This window comes from Brucella rhizosphaerae (genome assembly GCF_002252475.1).
GTDB lineage: Bacteria > Pseudomonadota > Alphaproteobacteria > Rhizobiales > Rhizobiaceae > Brucella > Brucella rhizosphaerae.
In genome coordinates this window covers 69,566-87,825 of sequence record NZ_NNRK01000017.1, presented here as the reverse complement: position 1 = coordinate 87,825, position 18,260 = coordinate 69,566, and the positions used below count along the sequence as shown (strand labels likewise).

Here is an 18,260-nt window from a genome sequence, read left to right as displayed (position 1 = left end):
TTCTGCTGGCGGCTATTGGCGCATTGACCACAATAGTGTCCTTTTTGGTCTACAGTCACAATATACACTAGCAACAAGTAGAGCGTCATTAGAACGGCTCTATCTATTTGTTTTTACCTATGTCTCAATCGAAAAATTGAGTTCCGAATTTGGAAGACATTCTCAAGGCTAACACGCAGCCAAGCACGGGCGCTCGTCTCTTCTCTCATAGCCTGCGTTGATTGCTGCAAACTCCATTTCATGGACACTATTTTAGTTGGTATCCATGAAATTATTGGCAAGCCGGATAACTCAATCCAGCACGTGTCTCTTGCGCATTGTTCTAGAAGTTCCGTATTTGCTCTCGGATGTCATTCGTAAAACGATCGATATCCGCCTTATTTTCATCTCGGGTTTTCGACACTTCCGAAATCGAGCTCTCACTTTGCTCAAGCATAGTCAGATACTTGGCTTTCAGGTCGCTGTTCTCAGGAACCGCTGCAATATTCTGGCGGATACGCTCCTGCTCACCTTGAAGGTCCTGAAGTTTTTCATCAGCTCTTTGAAGAGCAAGCTGTATGTCAATTTGCTGCTGTCGAACGTTAGCGAGCTTGCTGAATTTATCTGCAACGCCCTTATCAGAGGCAGAGGACGACCAACTCAAAAGCGCAGCAGGATCTACATCAACAAGTCCAAAACTCTCACTCCGAACCTGCTCATCGACCGCAACGACCGATTGCTCCTGCCCCGCTTTAACCAAAGCTTTCAAACGATGTTGAGATGCCGTTCTGCCATCTTCAGCTTGCGAAGAGAACGACCAGCCATTCCGAACAGGATGTTCAATAATGACCGTCCTGTCGGCATCAAGAGCGCCGGAGATACGATAGGTTGTAGTCTCGCGCACTTTTTGTGAGAGGTGAACGACGCCATCAACGACTTTAACATCGGTGATCTGTCTCGTTGGTTCCTGATCTTGCGTTATCGTCACCTTGCGATCCGTCGCAAAGGCGGCGATCCTCGTGTCATCCTTTGGTAGGCTCAACAATTGAGCATCGCCAACATAACCGGCATTGCTATCGTAAACAGTCAATATACCGCCGGGCATGCTGTTATCGGTCGAGTTCTTCAGCATGATCGCTGCCACCGGATGAATATTGCTGTTACCGCTGCGATAAATTGAAATCATTTCAGCATCGATCTGCGCATCGGCAATCGGTACTGACAAGCTGTCACCATTTGTCAGATTAAATGTGCCAGGGAGTTCAAAACTTGCACTCGTGTCATTCTCAGATGCAGTTGCAACCGCACCACTTGTGTCTTCCGCTGCCGAACCACCCCCATAACCGCTGATGGCAGGCGCTGGAACACGCATGGTGTTCATCATTTTTGCATCGCTCTCATATACCGCAGCCTCATCGCTGGCAGACGGGCGCGACTGCACTCTATTGGAGAGATTTCCGGTATCCGCATCGACCACATTATTTGTCGCCGTGTTTACAATGACCTCAGCCCTATCCTTCCAGTAAATCTGGTGAAGGCGTTGCGTTAATGTGACAGGATCAGCGGAGGTAAGGGTCAACTTGACGTCTTTCCAATCTTCACCACTGGCATTCTCGACAACGGCCCATGCCTGAAGTCGCGCCTTGCCATCTGGCAGAGTCAAAATACGATAAGCCGTCTTCCAGATAGGCGAAGCAACCACATAGGCCAAACGGGAATTGGCCTCAGAAATATCATTGACGGCGATGCGAATTAAGCGGGAGCTATCATTGCTCCCTCGTCCCATGGCCACAGTGGCATTTGCAAGCTTCAATTTCATCTCGGCGTCGTCAACGCTAAGCGATGTATCGTCACCCAGCATGATGGTCTGAATCTGGTCATTCTGATCCAGCACAGTCAGAAGATGAAATTTCGCATCATCGGCATTAGCAACCGTTTCAACGCCCAGCACTTTGCCTTTCACGGTCTTTCCACCGCTTGAAACTGTTACTGATGTGCCCGGAATTGAGGAAAGCAGATTTGCAACAGAGGAAAAGTTCGATGGCTTGAAAGGAAGCTGCCGGAAGACCTCATCAAGTGGGTTTGGGCCTGCGAGAGAAATGCTTTTTATCGCACCTTTTCCGCCTTTGAGGACGAGACTTTTAAGCACATCGTCGACCTGGTTCAGTGGAACTTCGATCTCGACAATTCCGCTGTCTGAAACACTAGGTTTTCTGTATATTTCCGCTACGCCACCCGAAGACAACGTGATCGCATCGATGGAACCTGAGCCAGAAGCCAGAACCGTCGAAGAGAGCATGGTAACAGCTAACGAGGTAAGCGTGATAAGCTTTATCATAAAAATCTCCAGCCAGATAAAGGGCTTTGCGAGCCAATTCGCTAATCTTTATAAGTCAGTTATGGATTTTGTGCGGTTAGATTTAGACCATAAGGTCTATTTCTCTTCTTTTAAAAAATTTCCTTATTCAATAAAAAAAGCTGCGAAAGAAACCCTTTCGCAGCTTTATTAGAGCGTTTCATTTAATGATTGAATCGAACAGCGTTTCAAATCGCTTGGTTGCTGGTTCAAATTATCTGTCGATGGAGATCGGCAGATATGTCGAAAATTCATTCCAATGTTCTTCGGGCATGTGTACCCGCTGCTGTTGATGGCGACCCATAGCTTGGGGAAACTGCCAGGCGTTTGATGTGAGCACGGTAAGTTGGAGCCATTAGCGCGAAATTACTTCAACTCATGCGAATACGATCCAACATGAAAGGGAAACGCTCGACTTGTGATACGAAATTTATCGTATTCTGACTTGAGCGGTTCGTCATCACCAATATGTTGGCAATCGATTTTAGTTAAAATACTCTACTTATTTATCTGATAGATAAATCATAAAACTTTTATTTTACAATATTCCATCACATGACAGATGATCGTATAGCACACCCTAAGATTGAGTCGAATGGCTAATACATACAAACAATCGGCTTACAATATATGTCTATAGTTTACTTTAGCCAGTTTAATCTGCTCAGCACAGATTACCTGCCGTCCAACTATAATTTGTTCTTTCAGCACACGGGTCAGGTCTCATCTACAACCATTTTCCACAATTCTGAGGTGCGCGAGGGAAATCTTAAGCTTCTGATTTTACAACAAAAAATCGTATATCTCATAGAAAACATGGTTAATGTTGCAAATATGCTACCCCAAATTGTATTCCGTTGTGTTAGCTAGGCCTAAATAAGCTGATTCAGGAGTACGGCATGCTGCACCGTAAATGCGCCCTTCTTTCTACTTGTTCCGCACTCGCTTTTACAGTCTTCCTTCCGGTGACCTTGACACTCGTCCCGACGCAGGCGCGAGCGGCTTGCACAACGACTGGTAGTGCGACTGTATGTACGTCAACGGCACCTTCCGTGTGGACGACAATGGTCGGCACAGGACGCACAGACAACAACCGCTCGGTTGATGTTCAGTCAGGTGCACAAATTAATACCAACAATACGCCTGCGATCAGTATCGGCGATGGCGGTGTAATCAACGTACGTAACGGGGCGAGCGTCACAAATAACTCCACCCCTAGCGGTTCTGGTCCATTCGGTACCGGCCCTAATACGATAGAGTTTGGCAGCAATGGTCGGCTCACCATTGAACAAGGCGGTCAGGTAATTGCCAACGGCACCAACACGCGTGCCGAGGCTGTCAACGTACACGGCTTTGGTAATACAATTATCAATCGTGGTCTCATTCAGGGGCAAAGCAGCGCAGCTATCTGGTTTGAAGATCAGGCAACGGGTGCAAAAAACACCGTCGACAATTACGGCACGATTCAAAGGCTTGGTGGCGGCAGCGTCATCGGGACCAATGGTGGTGCGGGCATTAACTTCATCAATCGTACCGGTGGACAGGTCGTCGGCGATCTGAGTTTTGCAGGCGGCAACGATACACTCACCTTTGAGCCCAATTCTGTTGTGACTGGCAACATTAATGGCGGCGGCGGCGTTAACGATCTTATTCTTCAAGGGATATTGGGCTCAAGTGATACGCTCGCAGGTGCACTTCGTAATTTTACCACACTAACAAAAAATGGTGATGGTCTGTGGACCGTAAGTGGAAGCCTTACCGGCTTCACCACTGTTACAGTGAATGACGGAACATTGGCTCTGACAGGCAATAATGTCGGCTACACAGGCACAGTGATTGTACGCCCGGATGGTGTGCTTGAAGCACGTGCACAGAGCCTTCCGGTGAAAGTCGCTGACGCCGACAACGTCAACAATGTGCAGAACAGCGGACTGGTACGCTTCACCCAACCCGACGACGGTACTTATAAAGGCCAGATAGTTGGCACCGGCGCAGTGGAAAAAACAGGTGCTGGCGTTTTGACATTGACCCCGGCTGTAGCTGCGGGAAATACCTACTCCGGTGGCACAAGGATCAATGAAGGCACAGTCGCCATCTCGGTGGACAATGCTTTAGGCAATGCGAATGGCGGCATTACTTTTGATGGTGGTGCGCTGCGTTTTAACACTTCATTCGATCTCGCCAACAGTCGCGCCATTGTGCTGAACGCCGGCGGTGGCACATTCGATACCAACGGCAACACAACCAATATCACACAAGTGATTACCGGATCGGGCGGCCTTACCAAGGCAGGCGGTGGCGTTCTGAACGTTGAAGGTGCGAATACCTATGGTGGCGCTACGTCTGTAACCGGCGGAGCGCTCTATGTGAATGGAGATCAAAGCGCAGCAACTGGTGCAACGAGCGTAAGCAGCGGCGCAACATTAGGTGGTGTAGGTACCATTGGTGGAGATGTCACGATACAGGATGGTGGCACGCTGGCACCCGGCCGGGCGGGAGCCACTCCCGGAGCGCTGACAATCAACGGCAACCTGGCACTGAGCGGCGGTTCCGCCCTCGAATATAGTTTCGGACAGGCCAATGTAGTCGGCGGCGCACTCAACGATTTGACCACAGTGCAGGGAAACCTGACACTCGACGGAACACTCAATGTTGTTGCTACTCCTGGCGGTTCGTTCGATCCCGGTGTTTATCGCGTCATCAGCTATGATGGCACTCTGACCAACAATGGCCTGGAGATTGGAACCATCCCTGCAAGTGGCTTTTATGTCCAGACTGCAGTCGCTAATCAGGTCAATCTGGTTAACACCAGCGGCCTGAATCTGACTTACTGGGACGTCTGGCCCGCATCAAACGGAGCTATTGGCAACGGTGCTGTGAATGGTGGAACGGGCACATGGCAGAGCTCTGGTTCAGGCGGTGACAACATCAACTGGACCGAGCCAACGGGCACGATCAACGCGCCATATCAGGATGATGCATTTGCCATTTTCATGGCGACTGCCGGTACTGTAACCGTCGACAATAGCGTCGGTGACGTACGCGCGTCTGGAATGCAGTTTGCAAGCAACGGCTATATCATTACAGGCGATGCAATAACATTGGTTGGGTCTCCATCTTCCATCATTCGCGTCGGTGATGGTACGGCTGCGGGTGCCGGTTATACTGCTACAATTAACTCGGTGCTTACCGGAAACACTCAACTGACCAAGACCGATTTGGGTACGCTCGTTCTTGGAGGCACCAACACCTATACTGGCGGCACAGCAATCAATGGCGGTGTGCTTCAGGTCGCAAGCAATTCAAACCTCGGCGATACAGCTGGTGGCATGTCCTTTGATGGAGGCACCCTGAGAACAACTGCCGATTTCACCATAGATCGCGCTACCGTACTGCAGGCTGGTGGTGGCACGATCGATACAGTTGGCGCAACAACGCTGAACTATGCTGGTGTTGTTAACGGTGATGGTGGGCTAACAAAAACTGGCACAGGTACACTCGTCGTGAGTGGAACCAACACCTATGCTGGTGGAACCACGATCAACGACGGTACAGTTCAGATTTCGTCAGATGCCAATCTGGGAGCTGCCTCTGGCCAACTGGTCATTGACGGCGGAACATTGCATTCGACCAGCAACATCTCGATGAATCGCGCGACGACTATCGGTGTGGGCAACGCGACAATTGAGACAGATGCAGGAACTGTGCTCACCCAACAAGGTGGCATTGCCGGAACAGGGTCGCTGACCAAAACAGGCGACGGCGCACTGGTTCTTACAGGTGCAGGAACTTATACCGGTGGCACCACAATCGCCTCGGGTCTTCTGCAACTTGGAGATGGCGGTACATCGGGATCGATTGTCGGCGATGTTTCCAACAGCGGAACTCTGGCATTCAACAGATCGGACACACTGGTCTTTGATGGAGTGATTTCCGGGGCGGGTAATGTTCGCCAGATTGGAACCGGCGTCACTGTTCTCAACAAGCAAAGCGCCTACACGGGTACGACCTCTGTCGAAACTGGAACACTCGCGGCTGGCGGTGCGAACTACTTCAGCTCCAATTCTGATTTCACCGTTGCCGAGCAAGGGATACTTGCTCTGAATGATTTCAATCAATCGCTATCATCGCTGAGCAACGCGGGAATTGTCGATCTTGGACCCAACGCAGGCACAACGCTGACTGTTACCGGCAATTACATTGGCAACAACGGCACAGTGCTAATCGGGACAGCGCTTGGCAACGATAATTCAGTCACCGACCGGCTTGTCGTGAACGGCAATACGAGCGGAACCGGCATTCTGGCGGTCAAGAATGTGGGCGGCAGCGGCGCTCAGACCAATGAAGGCATCAAAATTGTTGATGTTACTGGTGCATCCAATGCAACATTCACATTGCTCGGCGACTATCAGTTTCAAGATGCGCCTGCCGTTGTTGGCGGAGCATATGCCTATCAACTTTATAAAAACGGGAAAGCCAATCCAACCGATGGTGACTGGTATCTGCGCTCAACCATCAAGGATCCGACTGATGGTGGTGAAACCGATGGCGGTGAAGAAATCCCAATCTATCAGCCCGGCGTTCCCAGCTACGAAGCCTACCCGCAGCTGCTGCTTGGTCTGAACAGCTTGCCAACACTGCAACAGCGTGTCGGTAATCGCTATTGGAGCAAATCTGGCAATATCATGCTTGCGGAAGGCGCCGATCCTATCGGCTCTCCTTACGCACCCCCGCAAGAAGCTGGCAACATGATCGAAGGTCGCGGCGTGTGGGGACGCATTGAGGGTGCTCATACCAATGCCGATCCCCGCTTCTCTACGTCGGGAACTGAGTACAGCTTCAACACATTCAAGATGCAGGCCGGACTCGACGGCATGCTGGCTGAAACGGAAAATGGCAAGCTGATTGGCGGGATCACGGTTCACTATGCCCACGGCAAGGCAAAGACGAGCTCGCTATATGGTGACGGCGAAATTTCGACGGATGGCTATGGTTTCGGTGGCACGCTGACATGGTATGGCGACAATGGTTTCTATCTCGATGGCCAGGCGCAGGTCACCTGGTATGATAGCGATCTGATGTCAAACCTTGCCAATATGGGGCTGGCCGATAGTAATAATGGCTTCGGCTATACCTTCTCTGCAGAGAGCGGCAAGCGTATTGCCATCAATGAGAGTTGGTCTGTAACGCCACAGGCACAGTTGACCTATTCGAGCGTTGATTTTGACAGTTTCAATGATGCTTTCGATGCACGCGTCAGCCTTGATAAAGGTGACAGCCTTCAGGGTCGGATCGGGCTGTCAATTGAGCAGCAGAATTCCTGGTACAATGCCAACGGCCTTATCAACAGAACCTATCTCTACGGTATCGCGAACGTCTATTACGAGTTCCTCGATGGAACAAAGGTCGATGTCTCGGGTACAAGTTTTGCGAGCAGGAATGAACGCCTCTGGGGTGGTATAGGTCTGGGTGGCAGCTACAACTGGAACAGCGACAAATACTCGATTTACGGCGAAGGCTCGGTTAACACCAGTCTGGAGAATTTCGCCGACAGCTATAGCTACAAAGGAACACTCGGTTTCCGTGTTCGCTTCTGATTGCTAAGTTTCGATACTTGCCCACCCGCAAAACAATTCATTGCGGGTGGGCATAAGAAATATCACGGCGGATCGCTGGCCGACCCTCGCCGCAAGGCATCAGCACCAGTCGCGCGTGGATGGTAATAAAGATTGCATAAGCGGATCAACATTGTTTCCGTCAAACTGCTTTGCAAGAAGAGACGCCGTCGTCGGCCCGAGCGTAAAGCCCTGATGACCATGTCCGAAGTGGAACCAAAGGCCTTTATGGCGGCTTGGCCCCACAACCGGCAACATATCCGGCATACAAGGACGCGTTCCCAACCACGGAGTTTCTTCGATAGGCTCCTTCAGGCGAAAAAGCTCGCCCGCAGCCGCCTCTGCGCGAAGTATCTGCCGGGACGACGGCAGTGTGCCCGGCGGGGTCATATGCGCACCAGTCAGAATACGCAGCCCTTTATTCATCGGTGCGATAAAAGTCGCACTTTCAACGTCCAATGTTGATATTTGCGGTCCATCTGGAGCGATAAAGTGCCGATGATAGCCACGTTTGAAGACCATCGGTATGCGATAACCCATGGTCTGAAGAAGTCTCGGCGACCACGGCCCAAGAGCGACGACAACATTTTCGGCGGCTATTGGGCCATCCTGCGACTGCACACGCCAGCTCGCATCATGTTGCTTCAGCGTCATTGCGTCACCACTCGCCAATGTTCCGCCCCGCGCAACAAAAAGAGACGCATATCGCTTCACCAACTCGCCCGGATCACGACAAGTCCAGGGAGAAGTCCAATGAACGGCACCAGCCAGCGGACGGCGGAGCGTCGGTTCAAGCGATGCAATATCCCTTGCATCAACGACGATGTTCGGCACGTCGTATACTTGGTTCAAGCGTTCGGCTGCCGCCGCAGCAAGCTCGAATTTCTCTGGCGTCCGATATACGGCCCGCCAGCCTTTTCGGACAATCAGCTCATCCGCACCTGCAGGTGCTATGAAACGGGCGTGATCCTCGCTTGCCCGCAGAATCAGTTTTGAATAGATCGCCACAATTTTTGCATATGGCTCCGGCGCAGATTGGGCAAAATACCGCCAAAGTGGTCTTGCCAGCATCGGCATGTCACGCATCCGCCAATCAACATCGTTACCACGTTTTAGAGCAACAGACAGGATTTCGCGTATTGAACGTGGGAAAGCATGAGGCTCCACTGCCTCGGTTTGGATAATACCAGCATTGCCATAGCTGGTCTCCTGTCCCGGTGCCCTGCGATCCAAAAGAACCACCTGATGTCCACTCTCCTGCAATGCAAGAGCAGTGGAGACACCGACCATACCGGCCCCGAGTACGATTGTGTCTGTCATAGCTCTATTCCATCGTAAGAATTTGGAGAAAACAGGCGAGAGTTCTGGTTGACCGTAAGCCTAACGATATGGGGCACGGGTAATCAATTTGACTTTCCGACAATAAACATATTTTTATTATTAGAAAATCCCATTCTTTCACTTAAGAGATCAGAATGAAGCTTTTCATCGCCGGGCTGGACACTGAGACCAACACGTTTTCCCCTATGCAAACGGGTCTGGAGGCATTCGCGGAAAACATGATCGCCTATGGCGACGCGACCACCAAACCATTGAACTGTTGTTCGTCTCAGCTTTTCGTCTGGCGTAACGCCGCGCAGGGTAAAGGCTGGAAGGTGGTTGAAAGCCTGTGTGCTGTGGCCGAACCAGGCGGAAGAACAACGCGCTCGGTCTATGAACATTTCCGTAAGACGATCCTTGATGACCTTGAAGCAGCGATGCCCGTCGACGCTGTCATGCTAGCGCTCCATGGTGCCTGCGTTGCCGATGGGTATGATGACGTCGAAGGTGACTTGATTTCACACATACGGGCGCTTGTTGGGCCAACGATTCCAATTGCTGTTGAGCTCGATCTTCACTGCCATATCACCGACCTTATGATCACCAATGCGTCGATGATCATGACCTACAAGGAATATCCACACACGGATATCGAGACCGTTGCCGCACAGCTTTTCGCGATATTGGAGGACACACTGGCAGGTAAAGTTCAGCCGACCATGGCTGCCTACGACTGCCGTCTTGTCAGTATTTTTCATCCGCACAGGGCTCCATTGCGCGGAATTGTCGATCGCATGAAAGCTTTGGAAGGACAGAACGGCGTCCTCGCTGTCTCGTTCGGTCACGGATTTCCCTGGGGCGACGTTGCCGATGTTGGTGCCAAAACGCTTGTTGTCACCGATAACGACCCTCAGAAAGCCGCGCGGATTGCTGAAAGCTTCGGCAGAGAAATATATGATGCGCGTGAGCAGATGCGTGGCGATTATCTCACAATTGACGATGCGCTGGATCGTGCCATTGCCGTACAAAATGGCCCTGTCGTATTGGCTGATGTCTCCGATAACGCCGGAGGGGGAGCGCCTGGTGACTCCACCTTTATTCTGCGTCGCATCATCGAGCGCGGAATTGAAGACGTCGCTACATGCCTTTACTGGGACCCAATTGCGGTGCGTATGTGCCGCGAAGCTGGTGAGGGTGCAACTCTGGAGCTGAGGATCGGCGGCAAGATCGGCAAAGTATCCGGTGATCCGCTTGATCTTACCGTCACGATAAGACGAATTGCGTCCGACATTACCCAGCGTTTTGGACCCACGCCATTAAGTATCGGTGATTCTGTATGGGTTAGCGCAGGAAGCATCGACATTGTTCTGAACACAGTTCGTACTCAAACTTTTCATCCCGAATGCTTGACAGCACTGGGGCTGGATCCATCGCAAAAGAAGATCATAGTGGTGAAATCCAGCAACCATTTCCGGGCCGGTTTCGAGCCCATTGCAAGCGAGATATTCTATGTTGGCGCACCGGGCGCCCTGCAGCCTCGCTTTGAAGATCTGCCGCTTACCAAACTGAAAAAGCCGTATTGGCCAAGAGTCGCCGATCCACTCGCGCAATAATAAGTTGCGCGAGCCAGAAGTATTAGCACGCGCGGCTTGGATTGCATTTCAATGGCATATTGATTACCCGCTCGTGCTAGTTAAAGATTTTTACGCAGTGCAGGCAGGCAATACCGGCGTGCCGCGCGATCGGACCGAAGGCAAATTGGAGACGTCAAGAATGAATGATGCGAAATCCAGCCTCGGCGACATTCTGAGAGATATCCGCAACCGCAATCACTGGACCCTCGCCGAGGTGAGCGCGATGACAGGGCTTGCCGTCTCGACCCTCTCCAAAGTCGAAAACAATCAGATGCAGCTCACTTACGACCGGCTTATCGAGCTTGCTCAGGGGTTGAATATCGACATCGCCGAGCTTTTCGGCACGATAGCCAGCCCCGATGCTGCTTCCAATGTAATGGGTCGGCGCACCTATACGAAATCCGGCGAAGGAAAATCGATCGTCACACAGAATTACGACTATCTCTATCTTTGTACAGAGATTTACAAGAAGGCAATGGTCCCAATTCTGGCGATTGCGCACGCACGCACTCTTGAGGAGTTTGGACCTCTCATTCGCCATAAGGGCGAAGAGTTTTTCTATGTTGTCGAAGGCGAACTGGAACTTCACTCGGAGATCTATGCACCCTTGCGTCTCAAAAAAGGGGATTCAGCCTATTTTGATGCCATGACTGGCCATGCGTATCTGAGCATCAGCGAGCAACCTGCGCAAATTCTGTGTGTTTGCTCTACGCCTGAAACCGAATTGGTTTCCACTCTGGTCGATCAGCAAACCATCAAGTTCAAAGCTGATTGAGCGGACAGGTTTCGCTGATTAGGGCCAATTTGCACAATACTTTGCGAAAATTATGTTTCCTATAAGAAAATTAATTGATTGCCTTTCAGAGCTGTGTAAACCTGTATCGACTACCTCAGGGTACAGCTGAAATAGCTGGCTGAAGCGATGCTTGCAGCCAATTCCATTGTTGGAGACAACATTGACTGAACTTGCAGCAATTGATGCATTCAACCGCCCAGCGCCTGCCGACCTTCCGACACCTTATGTCGAGATCGACGAAGCGCTTCTGATGCGCAATCTCGCAGGAATGCAGAAGCGTGCTGATCTGGCTGGAGTTGCCTTGCGCCCGCATATCAAAACGCACAAAAGCCTCACAATCGCACAGCGTCAGCTTGAACTCGGCGCCATCGGCGTGACCGCTTCCAAGCCCGAGGAAGCGCTTGTCTTTGTTGAAGGTGGCATACCATCCGTGGCGCTTGCCTATCCAATCGTCCGATCAGAATCGATTGACCGGCTGGTGCGCAGCGCGAAGGTTCGCCAGACTGAACTCCTGTTCATTGCAGCACACGAAATCGGTGTTGATGCAATTGGTGCCGTAGCGAAAGCGCACGACGTAAAACTTGGTGTTTTCTTGAAAGTCGATGTCGGATTGGGCCGCGTTGGCGTCAAACCGCAAGACCCGGCATCTGACCTATTGGTCCAACAGATTGCAAAACACCCTCATCTTACATTTGCCGGACTGTTGTCTCACGCAGGTCACGCCTATGGCAGCAAGTCTGCAGAGCAGCTGGCAAATATCGCCAATGCGGAAGCGCAAGTATTGCTTGAACACGCTGAACGGCTGAGAAATTCGGGCCTTGATGTGCCAAGAATTTCTGTTGGTGCAACGCCCACTTGTATGGGCGCGCCCATCCCTGCTGGTATCACCGAAATTCGACCGGGAAACTATGCTTTTCTGGACCGCACCGCCCTTCGACTGGGCATCGCATCGGCGGATGACATGTCTCTTTCGGTCATTGCAACCGTTGTTGCCCATAATGATCAGCACTTCATTGTAGATGCCGGCTCAAAATCCCTTTCATCAGACCTTGGTGCCCATGGCTCGGGCGGGAGTGGCTTCGGCGTTGCCGTGAGTATAAACAGCGGGGCTCTGCAAACATGGGAAGTCGAACGGCTTTCCGAAGAGCACGGTTTTGTTCGCTTCTCCGAAACTCCACCCGCTATCGGCAGTCGTGTCCGCATCTTTCCCAATCATTCCTGCGCGGTTGTCGCACAATTTGATCGGGTCACATTGCGTCAGCTCGACGGAAGACCACGCACATTATCAACCGATGCCAGAGGCCGGCAAACGTAACGTGGAAGCCACCCGGCACACACGCCACTTGAAATAATGGGAAGAGGACTGGATATGACAAAGGAAGTTGAGTGGGCACGCATGACTGCACCTGCCCTGCGTGAGATTGCTGGCAAGCCGGGCGCGCTTGCCATCCTGCCAATAGGCTCATTAGAACAACATGGGCCGCACCTACCAGTCATTACGGATACTGCCAGTGCTTCTGCCGCGGCCATTCGCGCTGCACGCCTTGTGGCTGACGAAACTCCGATCGCCGTTCTTCCCGGACAATGGCTCGGCATGAGTGAACACCATCTGCCATTTGGCGGCACCATTACACTTGATTATGAAACTCTGAGCCGTGTCATCCGCTGCATCGTACGCTCATTGAAGGCTATCGGCTTCTCGCGTCTTTTTATCGTCAACGGTCATGGCGGCAATATTGATCCGCTTGCGGTTGCAGCGCGCGAATTAGCAGTCGAATTCGCAATGCCAATTGTCGTCACCACACCATGGATGCTGGCAAGCGGGGACGCGGCAAAAATCTTTGATGTCGATAGCGGCCCGCACCACGCCTGCGAGGGCGAGGCTTCTGTCATGCTGGCAATAGCGGGCGATGCCGTGAAGTCCGACAACTTCGGTCAAGCCTTTGGCAATCAACAACACCCGGTCGATGTACCGGCGGATGTTTCGCGCTTCTATTCTTTCGCCGAACGAGCGCCGGTTACCGGGACATGGGGTGATCCGCGCAGCGCAACCGCCGAAAAGGGTGAACGGTTCCTCGACCTTCATGCCCGTGAGCTCGTGAAGCTGATCCGCAATGACGTTCTCTGGACCAAACCAGATCCGGTTTGGGCGCCTGCCCGTGGTTTGGGAACGACAGAAGGCCGAATGGAATAAACGGCAGCAATAGCCATAGAAAAACAGAGGGAACAAAAATGATAATAAAATCGAAAAGAACGCGTAGGACTTTGCTTTCGTTGGTAGCAGCGGCAGCACTTTCAGGAGTGGCAATTGCCCCGGCAATGGCAAAGACGCTTGTCTATTGTTCGGAAGGCTCCCCGGAAGGGTTCGATGCAGCACTTTATACGACCAACAGCACATGGGATGCATCTGCCGAGACGATTTATGATCGACTGACTGAATTTGAAAGCGGTGCAACGAATGTTGTTCCGGGCCTCGCTGAAAGCTGGACCATTTCCGATGACAACCTCGAATATACGTTGAAATTGCGCCAAGGCGTGAAGTTTCACACGACGGATAGTTTTACACCGACGCGCGAATTCAACGCTGATGATGTGCTGTTCACCTATAATCGCCAACTCGACAAACAACACCCATGGAACAATTATTTCGTTGGTGCAGGTTGGGAAATGTTCAATGCGATGGACATGCCCACGATCATCAGGGAAGTGATCAAGGTTGATGATCACACTGTCAAATTCATACTGAACCAGCCGGATGCTTCTCTGCTCGCAAAGCTCGCTCTTAATTTCGGTTCGATCATGTCGGCCGAATACGCAGCACAACTGGAGAAGGCCGGACAGCGTGAAGATCTCGATCACAAGCCTGTTGGCACTGGGCCTTTCCGCTTCGTGGACTATCAGCTTAATGCAGCTATTCGTTTTGCCGCCAATACCGATTATTGGGATGGCGCGCCCAAGATAGACAATCTGATTTTTGTGATTGCCACAGACGCTTCCACACGTATGCAAAAGCTTCAGGCGGGAGAATGCCATGTGGCGGCCTATCCGGCCCCCGCAGATGTTGCCGGACTAAAAACCGACCCCAACCTGACCGTCATGGAACAGCCGGGGCTGAACGTTGCTTATCTGGCGATGAATACTCTTGCGGCGCCGTTCGACAAGCTTGAAGTACGCCGCGCGATCAATATGGCCGTTGATCGCAAGGCAATCGTCGATGCTGTGTATCAAGGCATGGGCGAGGTAGCTCAAAGCGTGCTGCCATCGACTATGTGGGGCTATAATGGCGACATCAAAGGCTATAGTTATGATCCCGATGCAGCAAAAAAATTGCTGGATGAAGCGGGCGTCAAAGACCTGAAGATGAAGATCTGGGCGATGCCTGTGAGCCGCCCTTATATGCCCAATGCACGGCGTGCCGCAGAATTGATGCAGGCAGACCTTGCCAAAGTAGGCATCGGAGTTGAGATCGTCTCCTATGAATGGGGCGAGTATCTCAAGAAAGCACGAGACAAGGAACGCGACGGTGCCATTGTTCTGGGAGGTACCAGTGACAATGGTGATCCCGATAATCTGCTCAGTTACTTCTTCAGCTGCTCCGGTGTCGGAGGCAGCAATAATGCAAACTGGTGTTATCAGCCTCTCGAAGATATTCTCCAGAAAGCGCGCATTAGCTCAGACAAGAGTGAGCGGACAAAGCTATATCAGGAAGCACAGGTAATTATCAGCGATCAGGCGCCTTGGGTTCCGTTGGCCCATTCGACTGTAGTGTTGCCAATGTCCAAGAAAGTCAAAAACTATGTGATGGAGCCTCTCGGATCGCACCGTTTCGAGAAAGTCGACATCGAAGAATAGAGACAGCCATCCCTATTTGTCGGCGACGGCTTTTGCCCCGCCGACAAATGATGAAATCAATCAAGTTTGATATCGAGAACCTTCTCGATCATTTCAGCTGCCAGCGTCACAAAAGTATCGGTATTTTCTCGCGTCTGATCGAGACAAGCTTCAATCCATAGGCCATCCAGGATCGCGTGTACGCAAATGGCGGCGCGTTCGATTTCTATCCGCGTAAACGGTCGCCCTTCCTCGGTAAAAACCTCCGCAAGAAGTGGTTCGGTTGCTTGGCGCAGATTAGCGTAACTTTCATTGCGAACGGCGGTGATCATGGGATCAACACGGTTTTGGCTAATAAATGTCGCCCAAAGCGATAGCATCCGATAATCCGAAGCCTGCCCTTCCAACGTCGCCCTGATGAATTTCAACAGGCGTTGATGCGGCCTTCCCTCACCGGACTCCAATATTTCCATGCTGGAAGCCGTTATGAGTTCCATCGTGCGGCGATAGGCTTCGATGATGAGGTTCGCTTTATTCTCGAAATGATGTCGGATCAGGCCATTGGTTACACCAGCGCGAGCGGCAACAGCACGCACTGTCGTAGCCTGAATGCCCACCTCGGATATGCTTTCCAGTGTCGCCTCTATCAGCTCGCGACGACGTTCATTTTCCGGGGCGCGTTTGAACAGGCTCGACATGAAACGCAGAATCTCCTTCGTGCCTGGGACGGCTCCGATCAAATCAAAATCGCTCTAACTATTTGTTTTTAAGCACTATCCTGAGAAATGATGCTACGAACTTTTGCTGAGCGTGCACCATATGTCGCATGTATGACAGAAAAGGCAAAGTGAAGATGCGTCAAATTATGCACTTGCATAGCAATTATGCATCTGTATAGTTTCTCTCATAAATGACTGCCTAAGGAGAGTTTCCGACAAGGCGGCGGGGAAAATGCAATCAAGTTGAGGAGCAGTCTCGAAAACTGAGCCGCACACCAACGCGCACGGACAAGTTCGTGCGTTAACGGCAAAGTGCGTCCGCTTGATCCCGGACCAGAATGCACCCGCATTTCTGGCTGAGTTTTTGAGATCGAATGACCAATGACGGACACGAACAGCGCAATCGCGGTCAAGGACTTACACAAACGTTTTGGCTCGCTTGACGTCCTGAAGGGCGTGTCGCTTGAAGCCAACTCCGGAGATGTCGTCGCCATCATTGGTGGTAGCGGGTCGGGTAAGTCCACCCTTTTGCGCTGCATCAATCTGCTGGAAATTCCAAGCTCCGGCTCGATTGCCATTCATGGTGAGCAGATCAGAATGCGCACGCGCGGTAATGCATTGGAGCCTGCCGACACGCGACAGGTACAGCGCATCCGTGCAAGCCTTGGCATGGTCTTTCAGAACTTCAATCTCTGGCAGCACATGAGCGTTTTGGAAAATATCATCGAAGCGCCAATTTATGTGTTGGGTGTCCCAAAAGAGCAGGCCATCGCTGAAGCAGAAGTGATTTTACGCCGTGTCGGGCTCTATGAAAAACGCGACGTCTATCCGGCTTTCATGTCTGGCGGTCAGCAGCAGCGTGCAGCTATTGCGCGCGCTGTCGCTATACAACCGCTGGCGATGTTGTTCGATGAGCCAACCTCTGCACTCGATCCGGAACTGGTAGGCGAAGTGCTTTCGGTTATCCACGACCTGGCAAAAGAGCATCGCACCATGATCCTCGTGACCCATGAGATGAAATTTGCACGCAATGTCGCGACGAAGATTGTGTTTCTGCATGGCGGACAAATTGAGGAACAGGGACCACCCGAACAGATATTCGGCGATCCGAAATCGGAACGCCTGCGCAAGTTCATCAGCTCTACACATAGCTGATGATGGAGCCGCAGCAGCAAGACTGCGGCCCAATAGGGAACCACAAAACGGAGGAAGTAATGAGGACAATAATCAAGGCGTGTGCAGTCGCATTTTTAGCTGCAACAGCAATCGTTCCAACCGCCCAGGCTAAGACCATGAAGGTTGCCTTTGGTGCAGAGCCTTATCCGCCAATGTACTACCCGGACGCTTCTGGTAAATGGCAGGGATTTGAAATCGAGCTGGCCGATGTGGTCTGTGAAGCAGCCGGACTAACATGCGAAACCGTTCCGATTGCATGGGACGGCATCATTCCGGCCCTCACCAGCGGTAAGGTCGATATGATTATGGGGTCGATGTCGATCACTGATGAACGCAAAAAGCGCGTCGATTTTTCCGATAAGTACTACAAGATTCCGCCGATGATTATCTCCGCCAAGGACGTCGCCTTCGATATTACGCCCGAAGGTATGGCGGATAAAGCGATCGGCGTGCAGGTTTCCACGACCCATCAGGCCTATGTAGAAAAATATTTCGTACCCAAGGGTGCGACGTTGAAAGAATATCAGACACAGGACGAAGCGAACAACGACCTCGCAGCGGGACGTCTTGATGCCGTGATGGCAGACAGCAGCGCGCTCAGCGATTTTCTGAATACAGAAGTCGGCAAGTCCTGTTGCGAAAGCAAAGGCACACCCGCAGATGATCCAGGCATTCTGGGTCAGGGCGTCGGGGTTGCGATCCGCAAAGGCGAAGATGATCTGCGTGAAAAGCTGAACGTCGCGATCAAAACCATTCGTGAGAACGGTGCGTATGATCGCGTGGCGAAGAAGTATTTCACTTTCGACGTCTTTGGCCAGTAATCCCGTTTCGAGG

The 18,260-nt window shown here is 51.7% G+C and carries 11 protein-coding genes; 8 read left to right on the top strand and 3 right to left on the bottom strand.

Annotated elements, in window-relative coordinates:
- Positions 1-322: 322 nt before the first annotated feature.
- Positions 323-2,317 carry a DUF4139 domain-containing protein gene (locus tag CEV32_RS02575; RefSeq protein WP_094573883.1) on the bottom strand — a complete coding sequence of 665 codons (1,995 nt, stop codon included), beginning with the start codon at positions 2,315-2,317 and terminating at the stop codon, positions 323-325.
- Positions 2,318-3,234: 917 nt separating this feature from the next.
- Here CEV32_RS02575 and CEV32_RS02570 point away from each other — a divergent pair.
- Entirely contained in the window at positions 3,235-7,932 is a 4,698-nt protein-coding gene (locus CEV32_RS02570; protein WP_094573882.1) for an autotransporter outer membrane beta-barrel domain-containing protein, read from the top strand.
- A gap of 99 nt (positions 7,933-8,031) precedes the next feature.
- Here CEV32_RS02570 and CEV32_RS02565 read toward each other — a convergent pair whose 3' ends face one another.
- The gene (locus CEV32_RS02565; protein ID WP_094573881.1) at positions 8,032-9,270 is read right to left on the bottom strand and encodes an NAD(P)/FAD-dependent oxidoreductase; all 1,239 of its coding nucleotides are present in this window, start codon (positions 9,268-9,270) and stop codon (positions 8,032-8,034) included.
- A gap of 155 nt (positions 9,271-9,425) precedes the next feature.
- Here CEV32_RS02565 and CEV32_RS02560 point away from each other — a divergent pair, with 155 nt between their 5' ends.
- The 5 genes from CEV32_RS02560 (at position 9,426) to CEV32_RS02540 (ending at position 15,552) form a co-directional block, all read left to right on the top strand.
- The gene (locus CEV32_RS02560) at positions 9,426-10,883 is read left to right on the top strand and encodes a M81 family metallopeptidase (RefSeq protein ID WP_094573880.1); all 1,458 of its coding nucleotides are present in this window, start codon (positions 9,426-9,428) and stop codon (positions 10,881-10,883) included.
- A 160-nt stretch (positions 10,884-11,043) separates the two neighbouring features.
- Positions 11,044-11,679: a helix-turn-helix domain-containing protein gene (locus tag CEV32_RS02555; protein WP_094574447.1), complete on the top strand. Its 636-nt coding sequence runs from the start codon at positions 11,044-11,046 to the stop codon at positions 11,677-11,679.
- A gap of 181 nt (positions 11,680-11,860) precedes the next feature.
- Positions 11,861-13,015 carry an alanine racemase gene (locus tag CEV32_RS02550; protein ID WP_235818694.1) on the top strand — a complete coding sequence of 385 codons (1,155 nt, stop codon included), beginning with the start codon at positions 11,861-11,863 and terminating at the stop codon, positions 13,013-13,015.
- A 54-nt stretch (positions 13,016-13,069) separates the two neighbouring features.
- On the top strand, positions 13,070-13,894 hold the full coding sequence (locus CEV32_RS02545; protein ID WP_094573878.1) for a creatininase family protein: 825 nt from the start codon (positions 13,070-13,072) through the stop codon (positions 13,892-13,894).
- A 38-nt stretch (positions 13,895-13,932) separates the two neighbouring features.
- Positions 13,933-15,552, top strand: coding sequence for an ABC transporter substrate-binding protein (locus CEV32_RS02540; protein WP_094573877.1), 1,620 nt, complete (start codon positions 13,933-13,935; stop codon positions 15,550-15,552).
- A 56-nt stretch (positions 15,553-15,608) separates the two neighbouring features.
- Here the strand turns inward: CEV32_RS02540 and CEV32_RS02535 are convergent, their stop codons facing one another.
- Positions 15,609-16,229, bottom strand: coding sequence for a TetR/AcrR family transcriptional regulator (locus tag CEV32_RS02535; protein WP_094573876.1), 621 nt, complete (start codon positions 16,227-16,229; stop codon positions 15,609-15,611).
- A gap of 402 nt (positions 16,230-16,631) precedes the next feature.
- On the opposite strand from CEV32_RS02535, the gene CEV32_RS02530 reads away from it, so the two are divergent.
- Together CEV32_RS02530 and CEV32_RS02525 are read left to right on the top strand one after the other, a co-directional pair.
- Entirely contained in the window at positions 16,632-17,405 is a 774-nt protein-coding gene (locus tag CEV32_RS02530; protein WP_094573875.1) for an ABC transporter ATP-binding protein, read from the top strand.
- A gap of 59 nt (positions 17,406-17,464) precedes the next feature.
- Positions 17,465-18,247 (top strand): transporter substrate-binding domain-containing protein, encoded by a 783-nt coding sequence (locus CEV32_RS02525; protein ID WP_094573874.1) that lies wholly within the window; start codon positions 17,465-17,467, stop codon positions 18,245-18,247.
- Positions 18,248-18,260: the final 13 nt, after the last annotated feature.